This window comes from Tenacibaculum litopenaei (genome assembly GCF_964514025.1).
Taxonomy (GTDB): domain Bacteria; phylum Bacteroidota; class Bacteroidia; order Flavobacteriales; family Flavobacteriaceae; genus Polaribacter; species Polaribacter litopenaei.
In genome coordinates this window covers 1-12,873 of record NZ_CAZEQT010000002.1, presented here as the reverse complement: position 1 = coordinate 12,873, position 12,873 = coordinate 1, and the positions used below count along the sequence as shown (strand labels likewise).

Here is a 12,873-nt window from a genome sequence, read left to right as displayed (position 1 = left end):
TGTTACCAAATAATCCCTAAAAAATCGTTAATTTCTTAAAAGAAATACCGCTTATTCAAGAGTACGTACAAAAATATGAGCATGGATGGATTGGACTTTTAGCAACGGACCGGCTACCATTTTCTGACTACAAGGCGAAACACAAGGCTGATCATTTACCGTTATGGTACCTTTATTGGACTGCAATTCAAAACTTCCATCAATAGTGGCTGTTATCGTTCCTTGAAATAGTTGTATGCTCGTGGCCTGCTTTACGGTATGTAACTGAATGTTTCCACGTTGGGAAAAAATAGTCAGGTTTCCGTCGTAGTTAGCCACCTCAATACTGGTTTCTCTGACAGTAACTACTAGCGCTTTATCTTTGGGAATTCGTACAATAACGCTGGCTCTTTGAAGCTCTTCAGTAATAAATTTCCTGAAAACGGTGGGTGCCAGCTCGGTAGTTTCTTTACTTATCTTCAGCTCACTAAAAGACTGGTGTTTTTGAAATACAACAGTTCTGGCAAATGGTTGTTCGTCTTTTAAAACGAGCTCTAATTTTCCTGAAGTACTATTTTCTATTCGGAGGTGATCAATGTCCTCTGCTGTAAACTCTAGCGATGAGGATTGCAATTCCCATTGCCGTGCCAGCTGTTCTTGGGCAAGAACGGTACTTACCCACAACAAACAGGCTATAGAAATAAAAAGACTCCTAGTGAAGGAGTCTTTTCTATTGGTTTTATTTGGGAATGCCCGTTTCATTTATTGCTTGCGCTTAGCCTCAATACTCAAAGTAGCGTGAGGTACTAACTTCAAACGCTCTTTTTGAATCAATTTACCTGTAACTCTACAAACACCATACGTTTTGTTTTCAATCCTTATCAAGGCATTCTTTAAGTCTCTGATAAACTTTTCCTGACGGATCGCTAATTGCATATTTGCTTCTTTAGCCATCGTGTCTGAACCTTCTTCAAAAGATTTAAAGGTAGGTGAGGTATCCTCAGTCCCATTATCAGCTCCATTTTTATAGGAATCTTGAAGCAATTTCAAATCTTTTTCTGCTTGTTCAATCTTGTTGGTGATAATTTCTTTAAACTCGTTTAAATCACCGTCTGAGTATCTTACTTTAACGTCATCCATAATGCTATATTTTTTCAATTAACATTTTACTTTTAATCGTATCGAATTCAAACTCGACACCATTTTCCAACGCATCAACAAAAACCAACTCGTTTGTCAAGGTTTCTGTTTTGATGTAAGTTTCATTAGCCAATACCGATTCTTTCAAATCTGCAAAGCTCAAGAAGGTCAATTTAATTTTATCTGTTACTTCTAGTCCTGTTTCTTTACGGGCATTTTGGATTCGATTTATCAATTCTCTTGCGACTCCTTCTCTCCTTAGATCTTCGGTGATTGTCACGTCAAGTGCCACGGTTAATCCTTCTGCATTGGCCACTAACCAACCTTCGATATCTTTTGATGAAATCTCAACATCTGCGGTCTCTAATTTAATGATTTTCTCATTAATTTCAATATTTATAAAGCCATCTTTTTCTATTTGAGCTATTTGCGCTTGCTCAAAATCACGTATCTTATTAGCAATCAACTTCATATCTTTTCCGAATTTTGGCCCTAGCGCTTTAAAATTCGGTTTGATCTGCTTTACTAAGATTCCAGAAGCATCATCGAGCAATTGAATTTCCTTAACGTTCACCTCTGATTTGATCAAATCAGCCACTGCACTAATCTCCTCTTTTTGAGTTTCATCCAATACAGGAATCATAATTTTTTGCAAAGGTTGACGTACTTTAATTTTTTCTTTCGCTCTTAATGACAACACCAATGAAGAGATGGTTTGTGCATTTTCCATTTTGCGTTCTAACGAATGGTTTACGTAACTTTCGTCGAACTGAGGGAATTCTGCAACGTGAATACTTTCAAAATTCTCTTTCCCTGTCGCCACCGTTAAATCGCGATACAAACGATCCATGAAGAAAGGCGCCACCGGCGATCCTAATTTAGCAACCGTTAGCATACAAGTATACAAGGTTTGGTAAGCTGAGATCTTATCTTGTGCGTACTCTCCCTTCCAGAATCTCCTTCTACACAAACGCACATACCAGTTACTCAAATGGTCTTGAACAAAATCAGAAATGGCACGAGTTGCTCTCGTAGGCTCATAATCCGCGTAGAATGCATCAACCTTTTGAATTAAACTGTGTAACTCTGACAAAATCCAACGATCGATTTCAGGGCGCTCCTCTAACGGAATATCCGCTTCAGCATAGGTAAAGTTATCGATGTTAGCATACAAGGCAAAAAATGAATAAGTATTGTATAGTGTTCCGAAGAACTTTCTCTTCACCTCCTCGATTCCTGCAACATCAAATTTCAAATTATCCCATGGATTTGCATTCGAAATCATATACCAACGGGTAGCATCTGGTCCAAACTGCTCTAAGGTCTTAAACGGATCTACACCATTTCCGAGACGCTTTGACATCTTTTGTCCATTCTTGTCCAATACCAGTCCGTTAGACACGACGTTTTTATAGGCTACAGAATCGAAAACCATTGTTCCGATTGCGTGTAACGTATAGAACCATCCTCTCGTTTGGTCAACTCCTTCAGCGATAAAGTTCGCAGGGTAGTTTTCTTGTTGATCGATGAGTTCTTTATTTTCAAATGGGTAGTGCCATTGTGCATATGGCATAGAACCAGAATCGAACCAAACATCGATCAAATCACTCTCGCGATGCATCGGTTGTCCACTCTCAGAAACCAATACGATCTTATCGACGATATTCTTGTGCAAGTCTATGGTATCGTAGTTTTCTTCGCTCATATTCCCTACTTCGAAATCAGCAAAAATATCTGCTTCCATATGACCCGCAGCAACTGATTTTGCCATCGCCTCCTTTAATTCAGCCACAGAACCAATACAAACTTGCTCTGTACCGTCTTCTGTCCTCCAAATTGGTAAAGGAATCCCCCAGAAACGCGAACGCGATAGGTTCCAGTCATTGGCATTTTTCAACCAATTTCCGAAACGACCTTCTCCCGTTGATTTCGGCTTCCAGTTAATGGTTTCATTGAGGTCAAACATACGATCTTTTACCTCTGTAACTTTGATAAACCAAGAATCTAATGGATAGTATAAAATTGGCTTATCGGTACGCCAACAATTTGGATAACTGTGGACGTATTTTTCAACCTTAAAGGCTTTGTTTTCTATTTTTAACTTGATGGCGATTTCAACATCCACTGATTTCTCAGGAGCTTCACCATCGGTATAGTATTCATTTTTCACATACTTCCCTGCCAATTCTCCCAACTCAGGGCGGAATTTACCTTGTAAATCAACCAGGGGAACAGGATTTCCATTTTCGTCTAGTACTAACATCGGCGGCACTTCAGGAGTAGCTTGTTTTGCTACCAAAGCATCATCCGCACCAAACGTTGGTGCCGTATGAACTATCCCCGTACCATCTTCAGTAGTCACAAAATCACCTGAAATTACTCTAAACGCATTTTCTGGATTTTGGTAAGGTAAGGTGTACTCCAACAATTGCTCATAGCGAATTCCAACTAAATCTTTTCCGATAAAGTCTTTTACTATTACAAATGGAATTTTCTTAGCCCCTGCTTCATAGCTTGCTAACTCCTCTTCTGAGGTTACTGCTTCGTACTTTCCTGAAAATTGTTTCGATACCAAGTTCTTTGCCAATACTACCTGAATAGGTTCAAAGGTATATTGGTTAAATGACTTCACTAAAACGTACTCGATTTTAGGACCTACCGTTAAGGCTGTATTACTTGGTAAGGTCCAAGGTGTCGTCGTCCAAGCCAAGAAATGTACATCTCCTTCAACTTGTAAAAACGCGGGCAAACTTTCCTTTACCGTTTTAAACTGCGCAACCACTGTGGTGTCAGTCACGTCTTGGTAGGTTCCTGGCTGGTTCAACTCATGCGAACTCAAACCAGTTCCAGCCTTTGGTGAATACGGCTGAATGGTATAGCCTTTGTACAACAAGTCCTTGTCGTAGATTTGCTTTAACAACCACCAAACCGACTCCATGTATTTAGGTTTATAAGTAATATATGGATCTTCCATATCTACCCAATATCCCATTTTATGTGTCAAATTATTCCAAATATCCGTGTAGCGCATTACTGCTTTTTTACATGCAGCATTGTACTCTTCCACTGTAATTTTAGAACCGATATCTTCTTTAGTTATTCCCAATTCTTTTTCAACGCCTAATTCAATAGGTAACCCATGCGTATCCCAACCAGCTTTACGCTTTACTTGGTATCCTTTTTGAGTTTTATAACGACAAAAAATATCCTTAATTGACCTTGCCATTACGTGGTGAATTCCTGGAAGTCCGTTTGCTGAAGGTGGTCCTTCAAAAAACACGAAAGGCTCGTTACCCTCACGGCTAGTAATACTTTTTTCAAAGATGTTGTTTTCCTCCCAATAGTTTAAAATTTCTTCAGCTACTTTTGGTAAATCCAATCCTTTGTACTCAGTAAACTTTTTACTCATTTTGTCATTATATTTATTGAATGTGCGAAATTACGTATTTTCTTGTAATTCTAGCGATTGAGCAAAAAAAAAACACCTCAAAAATGAGGTGTTTTTTTTACGAATATGGCATTAAATACCGTTTTGTTATTCCGCACTTGATTTTATTTGACTCCCGTGATTTACAATATAGAAATAAGATCTTCTATTCTTTTGATGCTCCTCTTCGGTACATTTGTTCGCATTGGCATCGTCACAGTTATTCAACAGTTGTGATTCACCGTATCCTTTAGCACTTTCTATGCGCTCAGGTGCGATTCCTCGTGAAATGATGTAATCACGCGTAGCTTTTGCTCTCTTGTCTGACAAGTACAAATTATAGGCTTTCTTTCCTCTACTATCCGTATGTGATTCAATTTTAATCACCATCTCCGGATGATTCTTCATCACGCTTACGATGTGTTCTAATTCGTATTCCGCATCCTCTCGAATATCGTACAAGTCAAAGTCAAAATAAATTGGGTTAATGACAATTTGATCTTCTACTATTAACGACTCCAGTGTCAAGTCAGCCTTGACCACTTTTTTGTTGATATCTTGGGTAGCCTGTTCCGTTTTATTGGATTTGTAATCAGCTTTACTCGCTACAACAATAAAACGCTTTTCACATTCTAGCTGTTTAAAGCTATAACCACCGTCACTAGCCGTACGAGTTTCTCCTAGGGGTTCTCCTTTCTCGTTCATCAGCTTCACGAGAGCATCTGGGATTGGAGCTCCTGTGCGCGTATCTGTGATAAATCCGTCAATATCTTCTTTACACTTGTACACTAAAAAACTATAGATATCATCGTCTCCACGTCCTTCACTTCGATTTGAAGAAAAATATCCAGCGCTTTTTTCATCGTTGATTACAAAAGAAAAATCGTCCATCGGTCCGTTAATCGGCGCTCCTAAATTCACAGGTTTTGAATAAGTGGTTCCATCGTAGCTACTTTCAAAAACATCCAAAGCTCCTAAGCCCAAATGTCCGTCTGATGAAAAATACAAGCGGTTATCGCTCCCTACAAATGGGAACATTTCTCGACCTTCTGTATTGATACTACTTCCTAAGTTTTCTGGATTTCCAAAAGTTCCATCATCATTAACGGTCACCTTGTACAAATCGGTTCCACCGTAACCTTCTGGCATATCTGACACAAAGTACAGTGTTTTCTCATCTGCACTCAACGCCGGATGGCCTATAGAATAGGCATCGTCATTAAACGGTAGTTCCTCTGCCTCTCCCCAACTGTCGTAATTGCGCTCCGCACGATACAACTTTAGGTGGGTGGTACGCTCTTTATCACCTTTTAATTGTGATCCATCAAAATTGTCACGTGTAAAATACACCGTCTGACCATCTTTGGTAATGATAACATTAGACTCGTGATACTTCGTGGTCAATGAGGCTACCTTTTCAGCCAGTTCCACATCGAGTATTTTCTTTACTGTCAGTGGTTTTTGCTTAGCCTTGTAAATATCCAAATACGGCTGATTGTTCCACTTGTACAACTTTTTATTCTCCTGATCTGGACGTGTAGAAGCAAAGTAAAAATAACCGTCATGCAAAAAGCCTCCAAAATCTGAAAACTTGGTATTGGTTGACAAATTATGAATATTGATATAAGTTTTAGGCTTGTTAGTATATTCCGCAAAATAGTTCTTATTCTTTTCTAACTCCGAAACGCGACTGTCGTCACCGGTTAACTTCTTCAACTTTAACAACCAAGTATCTGAATCCGATACCTTACCATTACTTTTCAGTACTTGAGCATAGCGAAAAACATGTTTGGCATCAGCGATGTTCTCATAGGCTGCCATCAATTTTTCATAGGCCTTTTCTGCCTCTGTAAAGTTGGTTGTAAAATAATGTGAATCACCCAACCTACTCAATACTAAATACGATTGATCTCCTTTATCATTCAGCCTTTGATACAATTCTGCTGACTTTTGATATGCGTATTCTTTAAAATACCTATCAGCTGCATATCTGCGTTGTCCCACGGCCACCGTGGTTATACTTACTAATAGGATAAAAATAATTTTCTTCATGTGTCTCCCGTTTAATATTAGAAAAATCTCGGTGACTTCATCGTCTGAGTCTTAAATATTTCATATCGCAACATCACCTCATGCGTTCCCGAATTGTAGTTTGAATAATTTGAGGTGGTAAGGTCATAAGCATAGCCCATTTGCAGTGATCTGCTAATTTGGAATCCCAATAAGGCACTTACCGAATCGCCCCATCTCCAAGCAGCTCCAACTCGAAACTTCTCATTGAACAAGAAGTTTGCTGATACATCTAATGACAAGGGAGCTCCACTAACTATTTTACTCAATACGGCTGGTTTAAATTTGATGTTTTCACTCAAATCAAAAACGTATCCTGCAATCAAGAAATAGTGCATTCTTTCCGTGGCTACCGTTCCTCCTCCACTCGCATCGTCGTAATGGTCTGTTCTAAGGATGTTGGGAACTGCAATTCCAGCATACCAGTTAGATTCGTAATAATAAATCCCTGCTCCGATAGTAGGTAAAAATCTATTGATATTCGCATTGAACTGATTATCGGCTTTATCTCGATAAATTCCTTTGCTCCAATCTACGCTAAAAAAGCGTCCTCCTAATTTCATACCAAAGGCCAAATTTCCTTCATCACTCGTACGCACCGTATACGAAACGTTCACGTCTAAGTAGGTTTCGGTAGCCGGACCAATGGCGTCATTTACTAAATTAAACCCTAATCCAACACCTGTATATCCTACAGGTGTATCATAACTTAAGGTCTGTGTTCTCGGTGCACCGTCGATACCCACCCACTGGGTACGAGCCAGTAGGTTGATAACGCTGTGTCCTTTTGATCCGACATAGGCTGGATTCACACTCATGGTGTTAAACATGTACTGTGTGTACTGTGGATCTTGCTGTGAATAGGCGATACTAGACATCACTAATACTAGCAGCACTATTACTCGTTCTAATCTCTTATTCATCTCTTACTAATTTTTTGCTTAATCTCTGTTTATATATATCCATCCAACCTTAGGTTTACTTCCATCTCCTAAATCTAAAACATAGTAATAGGTACCTGATGGTAATTTATCGTCTACCTGTACATTGAGGCGTCCGTTTGAAGTTCCATCCCACGAATTGTCGTAACGGTTTTTACTGTATACCAAATTCCCCCATCTGTTAAAGATCTCTAGGCGATTATTTTTGTATTTCTCTTCACCTATACACGAGATCACAAAGGTATCATTATTTCCATCTTGATTTGGAGAGAATTCGTTATAAATTGTCAAACACGAAAGTGTATCTGGGTCTAAATAATCAGGGGTACCGTCTTCGTCGGTATCAAGTGCATCTAATGGTATTCCATCACCATCATCATCCGGGTGCTCATCTTCTGTAGCAATACCATCACCGTCATCATCCGTATCCAAATAATCGGGAGTACCATCGCCATCGGTATCATCATTCGAAGGGTTTCCGTCGGCATCAACATCTTCTTCCTCAGTCAATACACCATCACCGTCATCATCCACGTCTTGATAATCCGCTGCACCGTCACCGTCAGTATCTGGTGTATCCGCAGGACTTCCTCCGTTGTCTGGATCTACAGCATCTGCCATTCCATCGCCATCGGCATCGGTGGTATCATCAATCATTCCGTCACCATCACTATCTAAAGCACTATCACTTCCACCTTCTTCAAGGTCATTGATACCGTCGTCATCACTGTCTACATCTTGGTAATCTGGTTGTCCGTCACCGTCAGTATCTGGCACGTCAGCAGGTGTTCCTCCGTTATCGGCATCTACACTATCCGCAATTCCATCACCATCAGTATCACTCGGATTATCTAATATACCATCATTATTTGAGTCTAGCAAACTATTTGAGCCTCCTTCTGATAAATCAGAAATACCGTCATTATCACTATCTAAGTCCTGGTAATCATCATTTCCATCTCCGTCAGTATCTACTGGCGTAACACTTCCTCCGGCATTGGTATCATTGTCATTAGCATCTGCAGTATCGACGATTCCGTCATTATCAGCATCTACGTTTGAATCTAATTTCCCATCGCCATCAGCATCCACATTGGCTGCATCTTGACCACTTTCTACTAAATCCGGAATACCATCTCCATCACTGTCTAAATCTAAGCTATCAATGATTCCGTCTCCATCAGTATCCTTGTTAGGATCTCCTGCCATCTCCACTGAATCTAAGATTCCGTCATTGTCATCATCTAAATCGTGAATATCTGGAATTCCATCACCATCAGTATCTGGTAGTACCGCATCACCGAAGTTTCCGTTATCTCCATCTAAAGCATCAGCAATACCATCACCGTCACTATCTGTATTATCATCGATAACTCCATCACCATCGGTATCTAAATCACCTGGTAAATCTGGATTATTTGGATCTAATACATCAGCAGTACCATCACCATCTCCGTCTGGTAAGTTATCTCCGTCTACCAATACTCCTGAATCGCTTTGTCCATCTCCATCGGCATCAGTTCCTCCCGATTCTTCAACATCATTTAATCCGTCATTATCACTATCTAAATCTTGATAATCTGGTTGACCATCCCCGTCAGTATCTGGCACGTCAGCAGCAGTTCCTCCGTTATCTGGATCTACGCTATCCGCAATTCCATCGCCATCGGTATCTGTTTGATCGTCGATCACTCCATCATTGTCCGCATCTAAGCTTCCGTCAGAACCTCCTTCTACTAAATCAGATACTCCGTCATTATCGCTATCCACATCTTGATAATCGTCGTTTCCGTCTCCGTCAGTATCTACTGGAGTTACACTTCCTCCGGCACTCGTATCATTGTCATCAGCATCTGCAGTATCGACGATTCCATCGTTATCGGCATCTACGTTTGAATCTAATTTCCCATCGCCATCAGCATCCACATTGGCTGCATCTTGACCACTTTCTACTAAATCTGAAATACCATCTCCATCACTGTCTAAATCTAAACTATCGATGATTCCATCTCCGTCAGTATCCTTGTTAGGATCTCCTGCCATCTCCACTGAATCTAAGATTCCGTCATTATCATCATCTAAATCCAACACATCAGGAATTCCATCTCCATCGGTATCTACCATGTCTGCATCACCGAAGTTTCCGTTATCTCCATCTAGAGCATCGGCAATACCATCACCGTCACTATCTGTATTGTCATCGATAACTCCATCACCATCGGTATCTAAATCACCTGGTAAATCTGGGTTGTTTGGATCTAATACATCAGCAGTACCATCACCGTCTCCGTCTGGTAAGTTATCACCGTCTACCAATACTCCTGAATCACTTTGTCCATCTCCATCAGCATCAGTTCCTCCTGATTCATCAACATCATTCAATCCGTCATTATCACTATCTAAATCTTGGTAATCTGGTTGACCATCTCCGTCAGTATCTGGAGTGTCTGAAGCAGTTCCTCCATTATCTGGATCTACGCTATCCGCAATTCCATCACCATCGGTATCTGTTTGATCGTCGATCACTCCATCATTGTCTGCATCTAAGCTTCCATCAGAGCCTCCTTCTACTAAATCAGATACTCCGTCATTATCGCTATCCACATCTTGATAATCGTCGTTTCCGTCTCCGTCAGTATCCACTGGCGTTACACTTCCTCCGGCACTCGTATCATTGTCATTAGCATCTGCAGTATCGACGATTCCGTCATTATCGGCATCTACGTTTGAATCTAATTTTCCATCGCCATCAGCATCCACATTGGCTGCATCTTGACCACTTTCTACTAGATCTGAAATACCATCTCCATCACTGTCTAAATCTAAACTATCGATGATTCCATCTCCGTCAGTATCCTTGTTAGGATCTCCTGCCATTTCTACTGAATCTAAGATTCCGTCATTGTCATCATCTAAATCGTGAATATCTGGAATTCCATCTCCATCGGTATCTACCATGTCTGCATCACCGAAGTTTCCGTTATCTCCATCTAGAGCATCGGCAATACCATCGCCATCACTATCTGTATTGTCATCGATAACTCCATCACCGTCGGTATCTAAATCACCTGGTAAATCTGGGTTGTTTGGATCTAATACATCAGCAGTACCATCACCATCTCCGTCTGGTAAGTTATCTCCGTCTACCAATACTCCTGAATCACTTTGTCCATCTCCATCGGCATCGGTTCCTCCAGATTCATCAACATCATTCAATCCGTCATTATCGCTATCTAAATCTTGGTAATCTGGTTGACCATCTCCGTCAGTATCTGGGGTATCTGAGGCAGTTCCTCCGTTATCTGGATCTACGCTATCCGCAATTCCATCTCCATCGGTATCTGTTTGATCGTCGATCACTCCATCATTGTCCGTATCTAAGCTTCCGTCAGAACCTCCTTCTACTAAGTCAGATACTCCGTCATTATCGCTATCTACATCTTGATAATCGTCGTTTCCGTCTCCGTCAGTATCTACTGGCGTTACACTTCCTCCGGCACTCGTATCATTGTCATTAGCATCTGCAGTATCGACGATTCCATCGTTATCGGCATCTACGTTTGAATCTAATTTCCCATCGCCATCAGCATCCACATTGGCTGCATCTTGACCACTTTCTACTAAATCTGAAATACCATCTCCATCACTGTCTAAATCTAAACTATCAATGATTCCATCTCCATCAGTATCCTTGTTAGGATCTCCTGCCATTTCTACTGAATCTAAGATTCCGTCATTATCATCATCTAAATCGTGAATATCTGGAATTCCATCTCCATCGGTATCTACCATGTCTGCATCACCGAAGTTTCCGTTATCTCCATCGAGAGCATCGGCAATACCATCACCGTCACTATCTGTATTATCATCGATAACTCCGTCACCATCGGTATCTAAATCACCTGGTAAATCTGGGTTGTTTGGATCTAATACATCAGCAGTACCATCACCATCTCCGTCTGGTAAGTTATCACCGTCTACCAATACTCCTGAATCACTTTGTCCATCTCCATCGGCATCAGTTCCTCCTGATTCATCAACATCATTCAATCCGTCATTATCGCTATCTAAATCTTGGTAATCTGGTTGACCATCTCCGTCAGTATCTGGGGTATCTGAGGCAGTTCCTCCCTTATCTGGATCTACGCTATCCGCAATTCCATCACCATCGGTATCTGTTTGATCGTCGATCACTCCATCATTGTCCGCATCTAAGCTTCCGTCAGAGCCTCCTTCTACTAAATCAGACACTCCGTCGTTATCGCTATCTACATCTTGATAATCGTCATTTCCATCTCCGTCAGTATCTACTGGCGTTACACTTCCTCCGGCACTCGTATCATTGTCATTAGCATCCGCAGTATCGACGATTCCATCGTTATCGGCATCTACGTTTGAATCTAATTTCCCATCGCCATCAGCATCCACATTGGCTGCATCTTGACCACTTTCCACTAAATCTGAAATACCATCTCCATCACTGTCTAAATCTAAGCTATCGATGATTCCGTCTCCGTCAGTATCCTTGTTAGGGTCTCCTGCCATCTCTACTGAATCTAAGATACCGTCATTGTCATCATCTAAATCATCTGCATTCCATATTCCATCTCCATCGGTATCGTAATCCACTCGTATGTTCACGGTTACTGAATCACAATTGGCTGGAACAGCTCCATTTTCACATATTTGGTACGTTACAGTATAATTGCCTGCAGTAATTCCTGGATTTACTGTAATCGTCCCGTCTGGATTAAGTGTTAATCCGGTTGGAACACTCAGTCCTGTTAGTGTAACTTCTCCTGGGTTCGTTCCTATAACCACTGGATTACCATCTAACGTATCATTTGCAACCACTGAACTTGTACTATCTCCAACTGTTATAGGCGTTCCTGTAAAATCGTCAGCCACAGCATCAATAACACTGGTCACAGTTATGGTACCTGTAGCATTTGCTATACCACATCCTCCTGTTAAGGCAATCGAATAATTGAATACTCCGCTTACTGTTGGAGTACCACTAATTGTAATGGTATTCGATGACCAAGATGCTGTTACTCCAGCTGGTAAACCAGTTACGGTTCCAATTCCGGTAGCTCCTGTGGTTGTATGGGTTATGTTTGGTAAAACCGTATTGTAAGGTACTGTAGGACTACTTGAAGCTACAGATACTGTATTAACTGGAGTTACAGTAACATTTACCATTGTCCTAGTGGTACTCTCACAACTACTTACTGTTTGTGATGCATAGTAGGTTCCTGTGCTTAACGCTGTTGTTCCTGCTAAGGCAGTTCCTCCAGTTGACGCTGCATACCATTG

6 protein-coding genes are annotated in these 12,873 nt (G+C 40.8%); all 6 read right to left on the bottom strand.

What is annotated here, in order from left to right; all coding sequences use genetic code 11:
* Window positions 1–51: 51 nt before the first annotated feature.
* Window positions 52–741, bottom strand: a complete 690-nt coding sequence (locus ACKTS5_RS02705) for a hypothetical protein (protein ID WP_408042299.1) — start codon at window positions 739–741, stop codon at window positions 52–54.
* Window positions 742–1,119: a TraR/DksA family transcriptional regulator gene (locus tag ACKTS5_RS02700; protein ID WP_408042298.1), complete on the bottom strand. Its 378-nt coding sequence runs from the start codon at window positions 1,117–1,119 to the stop codon at window positions 742–744.
* 4 nt (window positions 1,120–1,123) lie between these two features.
* Window positions 1,124–4,528 (bottom strand): isoleucine--tRNA ligase, encoded by a 3,405-nt coding sequence (gene ileS, locus ACKTS5_RS02695; protein ID WP_408042297.1) that lies wholly within the window; start codon window positions 4,526–4,528, stop codon window positions 1,124–1,126.
* Window positions 4,529–4,654: 126 nt separating this feature from the next.
* Complete coding sequence (locus ACKTS5_RS02690) at window positions 4,655–6,598, bottom strand: OmpA family protein (protein ID WP_408042296.1); 1,944 nt, start codon at window positions 6,596–6,598, stop codon at window positions 4,655–4,657.
* Between the two features lie 17 nt (window positions 6,599–6,615).
* Entirely contained in the window at window positions 6,616–7,539 is a 924-nt protein-coding gene (locus ACKTS5_RS02685; protein WP_408042295.1) for a PorP/SprF family type IX secretion system membrane protein, read from the bottom strand.
* 18 nt (window positions 7,540–7,557) lie between these two features.
* The coding region (locus ACKTS5_RS02680; protein WP_408042294.1) for a T9SS type B sorting domain-containing protein at window positions 7,558–12,873 on the bottom strand (5,316 nt) is incomplete at its 5' end.

Excerpts from the sequence above, each read along its gene's own strand:
- ACKTS5_RS02685 (WP_408042295.1), bottom strand. The coding sequence starts at position 7,539 with ATGAATAAGAGATTAGAACGAGTAATAGTGCTGCTAGTATTAGTGATG.
- ACKTS5_RS02700 (WP_408042298.1), bottom strand. The coding sequence starts at position 1,119 with ATGGATGACGTTAAAGTAAGATACTCAGACGGTGATTTAAACGAGTTT.
- ACKTS5_RS02705 (WP_408042299.1), bottom strand. The coding sequence starts at position 741 with ATGAAACGGGCATTCCCAAATAAAACCAATAGAAAAGACTCCTTCACT.
- ACKTS5_RS02690 (WP_408042296.1), bottom strand. The coding sequence starts at position 6,598 with ATGAAGAAAATTATTTTTATCCTATTAGTAAGTATAACCACGGTGGCC.
- ileS (WP_408042297.1), bottom strand. The coding sequence starts at position 4,528 with ATGAGTAAAAAGTTTACTGAGTACAAAGGATTGGATTTACCAAAAGTA.